This window comes from Halocola ammonii, from assembly GCF_049334165.1.
Taxonomy (GTDB): Bacteria; Bacteroidota; Bacteroidia; order Flavobacteriales_D; family Sanyastnellaceae; genus JBEGHD01.
This window is the reverse complement of record NZ_JBEGHD010000021.1, coordinates 19,447-35,857: the sequence shown is the minus strand read 5'-3', so window position 1 is coordinate 35,857 and position 16,411 is coordinate 19,447. Positions and strand designations below refer to the sequence as shown.

The following is a 16,411-nucleotide window of genomic DNA, read 5'->3' as shown; positions in this document are numbered from 1 at the left end:
ATGTGGATTACCTGCGGTGATCCTGTAGGGGGAGGTGATCAAACAAAAGCCATCACTCGCTGTCGCTCGCTTTGAGGCTTTTTTCATTTGCTTCAGCCTCAAACTTCGTTTGGAGCTGGCTCAAATGAAAAAAGCCTCGCACTATTCAGTGCAAGGCTTTTGTTTGTCGGGGTGGCAGGATTCGAACCTGCGACCTCCTGCTCCCAAAACCCAATAGGGGGTTCACTGAATTTCTTCAGTTTTCTCTGAAATGCCTTCATGGTAAAGGTTTCATGTTTTTTTACTTCAGCAAACGAAAGCAAGAAAAGACCTTTGAATGCACATGAAATGTAAACCGAGAGGTAAACCAGAGAAATAATTAAACCCAAATAGTATGTTATCAATCACCACAATTTTGTACAAATCAAAAAAGCTAAAAAGGGATGGAAGCCACCCCATCGTCATTCGAATTTGCAAAGACGGAAGGAGGAAATACATCTCCACAGGTTATTCCGCTTTTCCCGAGCAATGGGACGAGCAAAGTCAGAGCCCCAATCGAAGTCATCCGAATTCAAATCGGATGAAGCACACACTGATGAAGAAACAGCTAAAGATTCAGGAAATCGCTCTGGAACTTGACGCAATTGACGAACCCTATAGCCTGGAGGATATTACGGCCAAATTGAATGGAGGTGTCGAAAAGATTAAAATCCTAAACTACTTTGAGCAGCGGATCGAACGTTTGACCAAAACCGGTAAAATAGGTAACGCCCGTGTTTATCAGGACAACATGAGGTCAGTTGCTCGCTTCTTAAAAGGAAAAGACGTTCCTTTTGAGCAATTCAACTACCGCAAGCTAAAAGCATTTGAAGAACACCTGGAAGAACGTGGTCTAAAAGTGAACACCATCGGCTTCCACTTAAGAACCTTCAGAGCAATCTTCAACTCTGCAATCAAAGAGGGCATTGTACAGGAGAAATTCTACCCTTTTAAGAACTTCAAGATCCGCAAAGAAGACACGCAGAAAAGAGCTTTATCCTATGAGGAGATTAAGAAGATTGAGGAAACAGAGTTCGATAATCCACAACTCGAATGGGCACGAAAGCTTTTCTTGTTTAGCTACTACTGCATGGGTATGAGTTTTAAAGACATGGCCTATCTCAGCATGAAAGATATCTACGGGAACAGAATTCAGTATCAACGTTCCAAGACAGGAATTCACTACAACATTAAGATTCACCCAAAGCTGGAGCAGCTAGTCAAAGAATACCGAAAAGGCAAGTCAGGTTCCGATTTGTTGCTTCCGATCATCGAAAAAGAAAATAACGAATTCGGAGAGTATCGAAATGACCTTAGCTGGCTGAACAAATTGCTTGGTCGATTGGGAAAAGAACTTGATTTGTCTTTGAAGTTGACCAGTTACGTCAGCCGTCACAGTTGGGCAACAATAGCAAAGAGAAAAGGTGTTGCCACAGGTATAATCAGTCAGGGACTTGGACACACCACAGAGCGCACAACACAGATTTACTTGAAGTCATTTGAAGATGATGTGATGGATCAAGCGAATGAAATGGTGTTTGATTAAAAACAAAATGTTCTCATGGTCAACCGAAGAAGGAACATTCTGATATCGGTTGACCATGTTACGAGTATTCCAATCCTATATATCCACCGGAAAATGCTTGTGGTTGGGAATTAAATCGTATAGAATATTGGGTTTCTTCACGACAACTTCTGCCTCTTAAAGTCAGTAGCCGATGCAAGCAAGGCGTTCTAGACCCCCCATAAGCCTCTTATTCCAAGATTTTTGTCTCTATGGCTTGAATCAAATTATTATTCTCTGGAATGCTTGCACGCATTTGAGGATACTCAGTCGACCCTTGACTTAGTATATAAAACCCTATTGAATCTTCGTACTCACGTTTTTGACTGGTGATGTTCTTTATTGAGTAATGTCGTCATTAGTTACTTCCATATAAGAATTGTTCAAAGTACAGTACGTAATAGTTGTTTTAAATTCACGTATTTGAAAGTCTAGTTACAAATTAATTCTAACGTAATAATATACTGCTAGATTTTTTACGGTTGTTTCAGTAGAACCTGATTTATCGGTTGTTCCTGATATGGAAATACTGTGACGATGATCTCCAGCAGATGGATGTTTATGGTTCCCGCTATCGCCTGTGCGGTGCTTGCTACCTACCGGTTTCCCATGCTTATTAGCTTGGTTACTTTGCCCTGCTGAATCGCCACTATACCCTAGTAAGTTATTGTTTAAATCGTGGCTGTGTTTGCCCGCAGCAGCATGGGTATGCGATCCGTTTTTACTGGTTTTACCTGAGACGGTAATTGTATGTTGATGAATACCGATTTCTGCTCCTTGATAGCTGTACTCATCAATCAACCTCCGATCATTTTCATCTTTTCCGTTTCTATAATTCTGATTTACACCAATATCCATTACATTGAACCCTCTTAAGAATTGACCTCTCAAATCTGGTACGTGAGGATGATATCTGGAATAATATGAACCTTCTACTTTACGGCCATCTGCAGGAGCCCACTTACTTTGTCTAGAGTCATATTCACCTGTAGGGTTGTTACGTGTCTCGTAACTAAATTGGGAGAAAGTTAGATTGGATGCTATAATAGTTCCTATAGGAAATGCACCACCACCGCGACTAGGAATTTTTAACTCTAAATCTGATGGATATCCTTTGACCGAAAAAGTAACAAATCCTTCATCATCACTAATCCTAACAACGTGCTGCTGTATTTCATCTCCAGGGTGAATAATCGTGTTTTCATGAAATCTAATAGCGCCAACTTTTTTAAGAGAGTTAGAAAATATCGAAGAAACTTTTGTAGGAGAAGATGCATAATTTGGCGGCATCCAACCAAGTTTTAGAACAAATTCTGATTCTACATTCCCTGTAATCTCGATATAAAACCCGTTATCTTTTAGTTTTTCATACTCTGCAACATCTAATTCAATTCGAGCAAGATCCAGTTGATGTTGAAGAACTTGTTGCTGAGCCTCTATTTCCTGCTGTCGAGCGTCATATGTTGCGTCATAATTTAGCTTCATGCATTCGTTGGCTTTTTCAGCTATCTCAGGATCAAGAACTTCTACAATGAATCGCTTATATTCATTATCTTCAATTTTGCCAGTTCTTAAAAACTCTTGTTTAAGATGCAGAATTGTCTCTTGAGCTGAATTATTATATTTAGAACTGTCGAAGAAGGCAGAAACTGCTTTGAATGCTCCACCGCCAGAAAAGTCATCTTCAGAAATGCTCGAGATCCTTCGAATTTTTAAATCATCTAGGTTTAACATCTGGTGAAAATATGACTTGAATTCACTTTCGGTGGTAATGTCATATTTTTCTTTCATGTCCCTATAAAGGGTAGTACAAGGATTTGACATAGTTATTTTTTTTTGATTAAGTATTTCAAAAGTAAGAAAATATCTTATTGAGACAACATTCACCCGGCCTTACACAATTGATATTTAGATACATGGGCGTGATTCGGCTTTCCCAATTAGAGTTGAATCGACAGCGGTATTTTTGATCTTTGATTGGCCTAATCAAAGGTATCTTGCTTTTTAATATCTATCAGCTATTTTCTCAAAGACTATGAATGAGCTGTCTCGGCTTCGTAGAGAAATCGAGCTTTTATCAGTAAGCTTTTCAGATTATGGATTGCTATCTTTGAGTTCAGCACTTAATTAAACAATAGCAAGTTTCAGGTTAATTGTCATCATTACCTCTAAAAGGGTTGGTGTATTAATTAGCTTAGGAATAAATTTTTTACAACTCTAAAAATGTCAAAAAAAGGAAGTGTATTTCAGAAAGGCGGTGGAGGGACAAATTTTGAACAACTAGTTCAGACAGCTTTCTTAACGACATTACTCGTTAAAGGAAATGCACCCAGTATTCCATCAAACGAAATAGTTGAAGTGGCTTTTCAAAATACCAATCGAGGCTACGAAACGGATGATCTCTTGGTCATATCAAAATCATCAAAAGAGTCTCACCGATTAGTGGCTCAGATTAAATACAACTTGACGTTTTCAGAAAAGAACGCAACCTTCAACGAGGTCATAGAAGCTTTTTGGAAAGATTTCAATATGCCAACCATATTTGATAAGGCAAGAGATAAATTGCTGATTATAAAAGGTGGTTTAAATAAGCATGAAAGGAATCACATAAAGACTCTACTTAATTGGGCTAATGCTCATGCTACTGTAGTAGATTTTATTTCCGAAGTTGAAAGAGTTAAAGTTAAAAAGGAGTGTCTTGAAACCTTTCGTGAAAGCATAAAGAAAGCCAATGGTAATAAATCTGCTTCTGACCAAGATTTATGGAAATTCCTCAAATGTTTAGATCTTCTTGAGTATGATCTGCTAGACGAGGCTAGTGTTGATGAAGCTTACTTCTTAAACCTTATTAAGCTTTCAAAGAATAATAGGACTTCTACGAATGAGAAAGAAATTTGGGATAGAATTTTTTCCTACGTCTCCAAACTTAATAAGGATGGTGGGAGCGTTACGCTTAGGAGCATAGAACAGCATTCAATATACAAGTATTTTGACCCGGAAAAAGTAAATCCATATTTTAAGTCAATAGAAAAATTACGGAGTGACAGTGAAGTTATCCTTAAGCCATTAGATAATACCATTAAGGACTTTCATCTGCCGAGAGAAAATGTCAACGAGTCAATCATTAAGTCAATAAATAATTTTGACTTCACCATGGTAACAGGAAAACCTGGAGTTGGAAAATCAGCAGCTGTCAAAGAAATTTTGCACAAGGCTTACCCAACTTCAAGTGTGTTCGTATTCAGAGCTGATCAGTTCAATTCTCCGCATTTAGCGAATGTTTTTTCAAGTCAAGGTGTGAATGAAACAATACGGGATATTTTTTCCTGCTTAGCGCTGACTCCTGATAAGATTATTGTCATTGACAGCTTGGAAAAGCTATTAGAAGGAGATCCTGATAACGCATTCAAACAACTTCTGGCACTTCTCAGAGAACAACCGGATATTAAATTAATTGCTACGGCAAGAAGATTTTCTTTCGACCAGATCAATCAGAAATTTGGAATCGACACCGGTAGATTGGGTGTGGTGGAAGTTCCTACCCTAAGTGAAGAAGAATTAGAAGCCATAGTTCATGAATTTCCGCAACTCAACTTTGCTCTTGAGAATGAAAAATTAAGAATGCTTTTTGAGTGCCCTAAATATCTTGATTTCGCGGTTTCAGCTTTGCATAAAGTTCATGAGGATTTTGCTCAAACCACTGTTAGAGAATTCAAAGAAAAACTTTGGAATGTACTCGTAAAGAATTCAACAGATCGCACTAACGGCTTACCGGCAAAAAGGGAAGATGCCTTTCTAAATATTGCTGTGAAGAGAGCCAAACGAATGAAGCTGTTTGTGAAGCCTGATCAGGCAGATGAAGCTGCATTAAATCTATTGGAAGAAGATGAGATCATCTTCCAGGAGAATGAAGATAGAAGATATTCTCCAGCGCACGACATTTTGGAAGATTGGGCATTAGTTAAGTACGTTTCTTCCACATATGAAGAACATACAGCCCCAAGAGAGTTATTTTATTCAATCGGTAATGAACCAGCGATCAGAAGAGCGTTTAGACTTTGGGTTGAAGATGAAATACTTGATGACACCAATCGAATAAATAATCTGATTGGTGCTACATTGCGCGATTCCACAATCGAACAATATTGGGCTGACGAATTATTGACAGCAGTTTTCCGATCTGATAATTGTAGTTCCTTCTTTAGTACACAAGAAACTAATTTACTTGAGGACAATGCTATATTATTAACAAGATGCATCCACCTTGTTAGAACGGCATGCAAGGAAACCCATATTGTAGATACTAAGTTTTCATTATTACTCCCTGTTGGATCGGGCTGGAGTGCATTGATAGCCTTCATCAACAAGAATAAACAGCAGTTAGAAAATCATAAAATTTCGATTACAAACCTTCTGTTTGATTGGGACTACCGACTTCGGTTTGATGAGTCAGTTAATGACTCAGAACAATTGCATGTAAAGGAAATCATCCTTTTTTACCTCAAGCAAATTGAAGAAGGTGAGGAATTTTGGCACAGTCAGAACTCAACGAGTCGAGTTAGAAGATTAATCTCGCTTGTATTTAACTTGTCTCACATCTCTAAGTCTGAGAATGTCTCACTTTTCAATAGATGCTTGAGTAGAAAGGAGATAAGAGAAAATTGGAATCTTCGCTCATTTTATGACACAGTGATCGAGATGAGTCTTTCGGGTTTGTACACGCAGAGGTTGACAAGAGAAATTCCAGAGATAATAGTCCAAGTCGCATGGCAAGAATGGAAGCTACCGAAACGTGAAAAAATCTATTCTAATGCAATTCGTCCATTTGGAGAATTGAGACTCAGTGGTCATGAATGCTGGGGAGTCCGCGATAAGAGTTCATTTTTTCCTTCTGGTATTTACAAAACTCCTATACTAAATCTACTATACGCTCACCCTTCAACCGGCATGAAGTTTATCACTGAATTCATTAACTACACAGTTGAGTTTTATATTAAGGCTAAATGCGATTACAAATTTGAAATCATTCAACTCGAATTAGAGCTTAATGATGGGACGATTCTCAATCAATGGGGATCCACTGAGCTATGGTCAGCATACAGAGGGTTGAGCGTTACACACAATGCCATTGAATCAGTCCTTATGAGTCTCGAAGAGTATCTTCTTAAGATAGCAGAAAGGACGACTGAAGAAAGTAGGAGACATCTTCAACGAACGTTTAATTATCTTCTACTGCGCAGTAATAATGTCGCGATCTCAAGTGTACTATCAAGCATTAGCATGGCTTATCCGAAGGAAGTTGGTGAGGAAATGCTACCACTGTTAAGGGTACGACAATTTTATGAGTGGGATTTAATTAGACGTCTAAAAGAAAACTCAGCCTTGGCAATTGTCGACAGCGAAATTCCATTCGCACAAAAAGTAAGGTCGAAGTCAAATGAACTACCTCATAGAAAAAAATATTGTAGAGGTCTTAGAGATTTTATCATCAATTATCAGTTTAACATTAGAGAATTGAATTCTGAAATTCATGAGATATTTGATAAACTTTTGGCTAAGAGCATTAATGAAAATGTCCTCTGGAAGAAGGCTCTCATTGAAATGGACATAAGAAACCACGTCATGGGGGAATATGATGAAAAATTAGGAGGATTTCCTGTACAGCCCCATTATGAAGACTCGCAGGTATCGGAGTTTATGTCCTCTAATGAGGAGGCACATAATGAGGAGGCTATTTCTTTAAATTATTCTAACCTTTTAAAAACAGCTTATGAAGGTGACGCACAAATTACCTTTTCTAAATGGAAGCTTTGTTTCAATAAGTACGTCAACCTAAAAGGATACAACACCCTACAAGATCGGCCTATAACTTTAGCAGTGATAGGTTTGCGAGATCTCGAAGAGGAATTAAATAGGAATCAGAAAGCTTGGTGTATTGAGACAGCTTTCGAATCACTTGTGACCTTATTGCAGGATGTATTCAATAGAAGTAATAACTTTAATAACAGATTTAGCCTAATCGAAAAGGAGGTAGCTCTCAAATCCTGTCATTATCTATTTCAACACATTAGCGATAAAGAAGAAAGGAAAGACCTACGGGCTATAATGATAAATTTGATGATTGCTCCCTTTGCTGATTATGAGGTAGATGGAATAGTTAAGTACATGCGAAGTGTATTTTCCAGTTACCATCCTGAGGATAGTAAGCACATCTGGATAAGCCTCATAAAATGCGCACAGTTCAGGAAATCAAACCCGTATTTCTACGATGATCATGACCGTGAGCGACTAAAAGCAGTAAGGATCGAAGAACAAAAATTCATCACTGAATTAGCATCAGCTCAGAATTTAAGTCTTTCAATTGATGAAATAGATCTGGAAAAATATGAAGGTTACTTTTTAGCACGTGCCTTTGCAATTACACCATACGACCAAGAGGAATCAATTTTTACCGATTTTATGAACCAATTTATTCCTTTACTCATAGGAGACCTGAAAAAAGAGGAGGATTATGCATTTCAAGGTAATCGAGCCAATCGGCAAATAAATTTAATGGCCACTCTTGATGCTCAACAGTACTTAGCAGAATTATTGATTTATGCTGATATTGAAGTATCTAAGCGCGTGATCGATTTAATACTTGACCCCTTATATTCCGAAGACTTTATTCCACATAGAAGAAGGAGAGAGGAGATTGAGTTTTTAACTAGAATACCGGAAATGGTCATATATCAACTTGATGAGGTCATTTCAAATTCTAAGGACAAGGCATCAAACGGCTTACTGATCAGTAATTTCTGGAAAGTGTGGGAGTACATTTTTGAGAAAACTCAAAACGCTGAAAAACTTTATCTCACCTCTATTCTACTTTTGAGTATTGAGTGGAAAGAAGAATCTTCACATTGGCCAGCTTTAGAGGGTAAACGTGATTTTTACTATAAAATGGTTCAGCATTTTGGTGACTCAAACGCACAAGCCATTATCAATTTGTTTTCTACTGCTGGTGAAAAGGTATTTCTTCCTGAGGGGTTGTCCTGGATTGTAACTATTTTGAAGAAAGATAAGACTGGTCGTGAAATATCCTCTTTGACTTCTCAATCTGCAATAAGGCTAGTGAAAAGACTCTTCTACAACCACATAACAGCCATCAAGAAAAATGGAGAACTTATTTCTGATTTTATTTGGTTACTTGACAAAATGGTGGATTTAGGTTCATCAGAAGCTTATTTGTTTAGAGAAAATGTGATTTCCTATAAGCAGAAAGAAAAACGAATTAATTAGGTGAATAGCTGTATATTGAGGACTTTTATACATAATAATACCTTATGGCACAAGTCTCAGGAGAGTACATAGATGTCCTCAAACCCAATAATAAAGCTTACTACCATTTTAATGCAGACCAGGCATTTAATCCAGGAACATGGAATCCACCGATAACTTGGAAGGGTCAAATTGGAGGTGACGAAGTACAGTTTGTACAAATCGAACCTATTGGATACCATATTGATTGTTTTGATTGGACGGACTTCCCTAGAGAGCTGTATCATTTAAGAGGCATCATTGTGGATGCTATCAATGAGGCGTCTCGGACCATGGACTAAACTTCTTGTTGATGTATGAAGCCACCATCTTGAGCTGAACCAAAAACTAATTGCAAGTCACGTAAGAAACATAGAGTTTGAGTTCAACTGGAAGTTAGATGTTATCATAACCTTGTTGAGAAACTAGAATTTTTTCTTTTGCCTTAACCCAATTTCTTAAATTGTTGCTTGGAACCAGAAGTGGCCAAAATAGATTTTACATTACTTGAATATCTCAATAAACTTTGAGAATTCAGAATGAGCTATTGCAACTTGAAATCCACATGAAAAACAAAGAGTTTCTCATAAAAATCGAGAATGAAGGAGTAAGTCTAACACCTCAGATTCATATCCCTATTGAATCAACAAACATACCTCATAAAGATCTCACTTTCAGGCTTCACAAACCAATATTTTGGAAAGTCGGATTAGAAGCGCTTGATTCAGGAAACAAAAGTCTCTTGCTCAATATATTAGATTATGATGTTGAGGAAGTCGATAAATTCGACAAGCAAAGATCAAAAAACTCTATAAAACAGATCCATTTTACAAAGTTTAATTGGCCAGATTTAGAACCTCTTCTCACACGCTATCAACCAATTAAACTGAAGGAGATTGTTGAAAATATCGATGTTCAGCCTCGACCAAAAGTAGATGTTCCAACAGCACAATTAAGGAAGTTCGATTCGGAGTCATTTCCAGCAATTGAGGATCCAATTATTGATAGAATTGTAACAGTAACTAAAGATTTTTCAGAGATCAGTTTCGCTGATGGCAAAATGGTATTCTCCCACTTCTTCGATGAAATTCAAGAGGGTTATGAGTTAGACGTCAAAAATGAGACTATTAAAAAAGAGTTTGACACAATCAAAACTTGGTTCAAAAAGGCACTGAAAATTGAAAAAATTAAGGTAAGTGTTAAGCTATCAGTGCAGAATGGAACGTTGATATCAGTTTCGACTCAATCTGACCAGATCGACCGCATCACACCCGAGCTCATTGATTCAGTAAAGCTGAAAAGGACATTAGAGCTCACCAAGGAATCACAGGACTCAAATCCGGACAGAACGCTTTTTACTTCTGATGACATATTTGAATCATTGAGCTCTGAAGAAAGTGGACAAAACGTGTTCAATCAAACTGAAGAAGACTTGCTTTGGACCTTCGTACAAGAGAAAGGGGTTCGGAATCAAAAACAATTGGAGTACCTAGCTTTGAAGAGGCACAATCCTGATCAAAAATTAAGGTTTACTCTTCACCCCCACTTCGGTTTCCTATTCACTGTGACTGGCGCGAATCAGATCCACTTTATTTGGGAATTACTTGAATCACACGCTACCTATGTATGGAGTTTTGATCGGGACGTTCTAGAAATAGAGGAACAATACAGAAGAATGGAGGAGATCATAGGGCATGTGCACTCTGTTGGCAGAAACAAATTCAAGCAGCATTATAAGCAAGGAATAATAGATTCTCCACCAAACTTTAAATCGATCCATCACACAGGAAAAAGAAGCGCAAAAGATGTCTTTACTGACTGGAAGGTTAAACTGAATGAAGTCATTATCTAAGTCAAGGCTTATTCACCCTTTTCTTATTTTTACCCACCTTGTTCAACCTAACACTTAAACTCAACCAAACCTATGACCGTCCATCAGTATGTCGAAAAGCTGAATACCCGCTATAAATCAGGGATCTCTCGTGAGCATTCCTATCGTGGAGATTTACAAAACCTGCTTGAAGAGCTTGTCCCAGATGCTCTGATCACCAACGAACCAGCTCGAATCGATTGTGGTGCTCCAGACTACATCCTTACGAAGAAGAAAATCCCTGTAGGGTATATCGAAGCAAAAGACATTGGTGCTGACCTGGGCAGTAAGACCTACAAAGAACAGTTCGAACGGTACCGGGAATCGCTGGATAATTTGATTATCACCAATTATCATGATTTCTGGCTATACCGAAATGGTGAACTCGTGAAGCAATTGAGTATTGCAGAGGTAAATGGGAAGGAAGTTACTCCACTCCCCGATCAATTTGAGTCATTTGAGAACATGGTAGTGGATTTTGCTTCTACTTACGGTCAAACCATTAAGTCAGCACAGAAGCTGAGTAAGATGATGGCAAATAAGGCTCGGCTGATGAAAGAAGTATTTGAAAATACGCTAGAGGCTGATTTAAAAGAAGAACAGCCAGTAAATCCAGCTCTTCTTGAACAGTACACAGCTTTTAAGGACATTCTTATTCACAATATTTCACCAAAAGGTTTTGCTGACATCTATGCACAAACAATCGCTTATGGGATGTTCGCAGCAAGATTGCATGATCCAACTCTGGATGACTTTAGCAGATACGAAGCTGCCTCCCTCATTCCAAAGTCCAATCCTTTCTTAAGAAAGCTCTTCCAGTACATAGCAGGTTACGACCTGGACAGTCGCCTTTCCTGGATTGTGGATGATCTGAGTGATGTTTTCCGTGCAACGAACGTGGCAGATTTGCTCAAAGACTTTGGGAAAGCCACAGCCATGAATGATCCAATCATTCACTTTTACGAAACCTTCCTGGCAGAATACGACCCTAAGCTTCGCAAGAGCCGTGGTGTATGGTACACTCCAGAACCAGTGGTGAATTTCATTGTGCGTGCTGTTGATGACATTCTGAAAGATGAGTTTGGATTAAAAGACGGACTAGCTGATACCGGAAAAGTGAAGATAAAGCGGAAGGTTCCGAAATTTGATAAGAGAACAACTAAAGCGAAAATTATAGGTGAGGAAAGTATTGATGAAGAAGTACATCGCGTGCAAATCCTCGACCCCGCAACTGGAACGGGAACTTTCCTGGCGGAAGTTGTGAAGCAAATCCACCAAAGATTTAAAGGACAGGAAGGCATCTGGAGCCAGTACGTGGATAACCACCTATTACCCCGTTTAAATGGTTTTGAAATTTTAATGGCCTCCTATGCCATGGCTCACTTGAAGCTGGATTTACTGTTGACTGAAACTGGTTACAAACCACAAACAGATCAACGTTTGCGAGTTTACCTGACAAATAGTCTCGAAGAACATCACCCAGACACCGGAACCCTCTTTGCCAACTGGTTGAGTAGTGAAGCCAATGAAGCCAACCACATCAAGCGGGATACACCAGTAATGTGCGTGATTGGAAATCCTCCTTACAGTGGTGAGAGTCAAAATAAAGGAAAATGGATTATGAACCTCATGGAGGACTATAAAAAGGAACCCGGAGGAAAAGAAAAATTGAACGAACGGAACCCTAAGTGGATTAATGATGATTATGTGAAGTTTATCCGGTACAGTCAGTATTTCATCGAAAAGAATGGCGAAGGAATCTTAGCTTTCATTAACCCTCATGGTTTTTTAGACAATCCTACGTTTCGTGGAATGCGCTGGAATCTACTTAGAACGTATGACAAAATTTATACGATTGACCTTCACGGAAACAGCAAGAAAAAAGAAACAACCCCTGACGGGAGTAAAGACGAAAACGTATTTGACATCATGCAGGGTGTGAGTATTAATCTCTTTGTAAAAACTGGGAGGAAAAAGAATTCTGAATTAGGTAAAGTATTTCATCTGGATTTATACGGTGACCGTCAAAGAAAATATGAAACACTTGCCAGTGGAAGTGTAAATACTTTAAATTTTATTGAATTACCCATGAAGCTTCCAATGTACTTTATGGTTCAGAAGAATTTCGAGCTTCAGGATGAGTACAACCAGGGAGTAAAATTGAATGAGTTGTTTAATTTAAACAGTATTGGCATAGTAACATCACGAGATTCTTTCGTCATTGATCGTAGCAGACATGAACTTGAAACCCGTATAGAAAATTTCTTTCGACTTGATAAATCCTCTCTAATCCAGAAATATTCTATTAGAGAAAACAAGAGTTGGAAGATTGAAAATGTTCAGGCTGAAGCAAAAGTGTTCGACCCTAGCGTAATTAAGCCAATTTCATACAGGCCATTTGATAACCAGTGGATATATTATGAGCCACACTTTGTTGAGAGGAGTCGCATTGATACTATGCAACACATAAAAGGAAAAAGGAATATAAGCTTGCTTTGCCCAAAAGCTTTTAAGGATGAGAGTTTTGCACATATTTTTGTAAGTCGAATAATTTCGGAAGCAATCTTCCTTTCTCCCAATACAGGGTCGAATGCTATGAACTTCCCTCTTTACCTATATCCCGAAGAAACTATCCAGAGCAGCACGGAAGAGCAAAAGCGCAGACCCAATCTCAACAAGGATATTGTAGGTAAGTTCCTCCAAAAGCTCAAAATGGAGTTTGTTGACGAGCCGGAAGATAGAGAAAAGGGGAAAAATATGATTGCTCCTATCGATTTGCTGGATTACATCTATTCTGTACTTCACAGTCCGACTTATCGCGAAAAATACAAGGAGTTCTTAAAGATCGACTTTCCACGCGTGCCTTACCCTGAAGATCCAGAGCAATTTTGGCAACTGGTAAACCTCGGTGGTGAGCTGCGCCAGATCCACCTGCTGGAACATCCAATAGTAGAAGACTTCATCACCACCTATCCTGAAGCTGGTGACAACATAATCACCAGGAAAATCACCAAAACCAGCCCCGGTTTTGAACCAACAGATGAAACACACGGTAAAGTCTGGATTAATGATGACCAGTACTTCGACAAAGTCCCACTCGTGGCCTGGGAGTTTTACATAGGGGGCTATCAACCAGCTCAAAAATGGCTCAAAGACCGAAAAGGCCGGGAGCTGTCAATTGATGACATCCGACACTACCAGAAGATCATTGTAGCATTAGCGGAGACGGATAGGATTATGAGGGAGGTTGATGGAATCAATTTAACCTCTAGTAAACCTTCTTAAAAATTCGTTATTTGCTATCTATATTAGTTGCATGAACTACACGAAGTGCCGTAGTGTGCGATCAAAATCAACAAATCATTCGTATCAACTTGATTATCAAGGATTATATCGTGTTGGCAGTTGTCATAGGAGCATCCGTAAGAGCCGATTAACAAAAGCAAATCAGAAGTGTCAACCTGAAGGTTATAGTCAAGGTCCGCTGCAGTACAATAGTCACTGAGCTTATATCCCCATGCTCCACCGCTATTGAATACGACAAAGGGAATATTGTTACAATCAAATGCAATCGAAGGATAGGATGCTGTTCCAATGGAAATACTCTCGGAAACTACTGTATGCCAATAATTACCATTGAATTTTTCAACAACTGCTCTACTGTTCACTCCCTGATCACGAAAAACTGCATATGGGACTCCTAAATTGTCAATGCTCAAGTAAGTGTATCTAGCCACTCCATCTGAAAACCCTTCATTACCAACAGTTTCCCATGAGCTACCATTAAAAACCTTCACTGTGGCGCGATTCCCATAAGGTATTCCATTGTCAGTATACCCATTATCACTATAGATTACATAGGGGGTTCCTGTTTGATCTACTGTCATAGATGAATGAAACGCATTTCCCGCACTTATTCCTTCATCTCCCACAAACGACCACTCTCCATTTTCGTACTTTTTTACACTGATTTTCCCGGTGCTATGTTTCTTGTAGCTGATAAATAAATTGTTGTCCATATCAATTTCAAGGTGAAGATCTGAAGCTGATTCACCCACCAAGCCCGCACTTCCTACAACCTCCCATTCAGAGTCATTATACTTTTGAACAGATATGTCTCCATCCATACCATTCGAATAGTCTCTGTACCCGACATATATATTGCCTTCAGTGTCCGAAACAATTGAAGCACCACTTGCTTGAGAATCAGTAAATCCTGGTGGGCCAACCAGCTGCCAAGTGGCATCTTCATATTTTTGAACAGTGATTCTTTGACCATGCTCATAATCCGTATAGGCAACATATGGTATGTCATCAGGGCTTATCGCAAGTGAAACGTTGAAGGCCCACCCCTCGGATATACCTTCAAATCCAACAGTCGTCCATGTATTATTTGTGAATTTTTTTACTGTCGCTTTTGCATTATTGGCACCGTCACGATATGCTACATAAGGAATTCCATTCGAATTTATCACTATCGGAGCTAGACTTGCTGTTCCAGCTGAGAAGGGATCACTACCAACAGTTTCCCAATTGTTATTATCATTTTTTCGTTTAACAAATGCGCGGTTTGATGCACCTATATCTCTGTAAATCACAAAAGGTTGATTGTTGTTATCTAGTGCAATTTTTGTTGAAAAAGCGTCTTCTATTGAAATTCCAGCATTGCTAATGTCCAGCCATTCATTTCCATCATACAGACTAACCGCTGCTCTTTCATCATAACCTTCATCCTGATATGCAACATAAGGCAGGTTATTACTATCAATTTTGAGGTCAATATATTTTGCAGCACCTTGGGAAAAACCGGGCGATCCTAGTTCCAGCCATGTGTTATCAATGTAGTGCATGACTGTTACCTTACCTGATTGACTAGCATCCTGAAATGCAACGTAGACACTCTCCTCTTGATCAAAATCAATTGAAATATCACTAGCCTCCCCATTAGAAACACCTTCGCCTCCTATAGACAACCAGTCCCCTTCAACTAATTTTTTTACAGTGAGCTTTGACTCGGCAGAATAGTCTTTGTAAGCCACGAAAGGAGTGTTATTTTGATTAAGTACCAGCGATGGATCAGCTACCTCACCTTCAGTGAACCCTACGGTGCCTAATGTCAGCCATTCGTCATTAGTGTATTTTTTGACTGTAAGTGTGGAGCCGTTCTCCACATCAACGTATGCCACGATTGGTTCATTTTCGGAGGTCACCTCTAAAGAAATGGTTTGAATTTCTCCTGCAGAAAATCCAGGTGACCCTATAGAGACCCATTCAGCTCCGTCAAAATACTTCACTGTTGCTCCTAATCCATGCGCATGATCTTGGTACGCAATCAATGGCAGGCCATTGGAGTCTAATTCAATATCGGTGAAGTAAGCATCATCTTCTGAAATACCCGGTGTTCCAACATTAGTCCAAGAAACACCATTGTACTTTCTAACAGTAGCTTTGGATCCATGAAGAAGGTCTTTGAAAACGACATAGATTACTCCTTCTTGATCTATTGCGATATCTGTATATGTTGCTTCAGAAAAAGATACCTGATTGTTTTCATCTGGCCCTAAGGGAATCCAACTTTGCGATATGCAATTCTCGATACATACAAAAAAACACAGTGTAGTAAGAAAGAGAATAGTTGTTGATATTTTCATAGCTAATTC

The 16,411-nt window shown here is 38.9% G+C and carries 7 protein-coding genes; 5 read left to right on the top strand and 2 right to left on the bottom strand.

Features of this window, described 5'->3' with window-relative positions; genetic code table 11:
- Positions 1 to 373 precede the first annotated feature (373 nt).
- Positions 374 to 1,564 (top strand): phage integrase SAM-like domain-containing protein, encoded by a 1,191-nt coding sequence (locus ABHV44_RS15825; protein WP_459075693.1) that lies wholly within the window; start codon positions 374 to 376, stop codon positions 1,562 to 1,564.
- 453 nt (positions 1,565 to 2,017) lie between these two features.
- Here ABHV44_RS15825 and ABHV44_RS15820 read toward each other — a convergent pair whose 3' ends face one another.
- A complete protein-coding gene (locus ABHV44_RS15820; protein ID WP_459075692.1) occupies positions 2,018 to 3,373 on the bottom strand; it encodes a hypothetical protein in 1,356 nt (451 codons plus the stop codon).
- A gap of 432 nt (positions 3,374 to 3,805) precedes the next feature.
- On the opposite strand from ABHV44_RS15820, the gene ABHV44_RS15815 reads away from it, so the two are divergent.
- The 4 genes from ABHV44_RS15815 (at position 3,806) to ABHV44_RS15800 (ending at position 14,036) form a co-directional block, all read left to right on the top strand.
- Positions 3,806 to 8,863, top strand: a complete 5,058-nt coding sequence (locus ABHV44_RS15815; protein ID WP_459075691.1) for an AAA family ATPase — start codon at positions 3,806 to 3,808, stop codon at positions 8,861 to 8,863.
- Between the two features lie 44 nt (positions 8,864 to 8,907).
- The gene (locus ABHV44_RS15810; protein ID WP_459075690.1) at positions 8,908 to 9,183 is read left to right on the top strand and encodes a hypothetical protein; all 276 of its coding nucleotides are present in this window, start codon (positions 8,908 to 8,910) and stop codon (positions 9,181 to 9,183) included.
- Between the two features lie 263 nt (positions 9,184 to 9,446).
- Positions 9,447 to 10,733 (top strand): hypothetical protein, encoded by a 1,287-nt coding sequence (locus ABHV44_RS15805; protein WP_459075689.1) that lies wholly within the window; start codon positions 9,447 to 9,449, stop codon positions 10,731 to 10,733.
- Positions 10,734 to 10,805: 72 nt separating this feature from the next.
- Positions 10,806 to 14,036 carry a type ISP restriction/modification enzyme gene (locus ABHV44_RS15800; protein WP_459075688.1) on the top strand — a complete coding sequence of 1,077 codons (3,231 nt, stop codon included), beginning with the start codon at positions 10,806 to 10,808 and terminating at the stop codon, positions 14,034 to 14,036.
- A gap of 23 nt (positions 14,037 to 14,059) precedes the next feature.
- On the opposite strand, the gene ABHV44_RS15795 is transcribed toward ABHV44_RS15800, so the two are convergent.
- Entirely contained in the window at positions 14,060 to 16,402 is a 2,343-nt protein-coding gene (locus ABHV44_RS15795; protein WP_459075687.1) for an NHL repeat-containing protein, read from the bottom strand.
- Between the last annotated feature and the right edge of the window lie 9 nt (positions 16,403 to 16,411).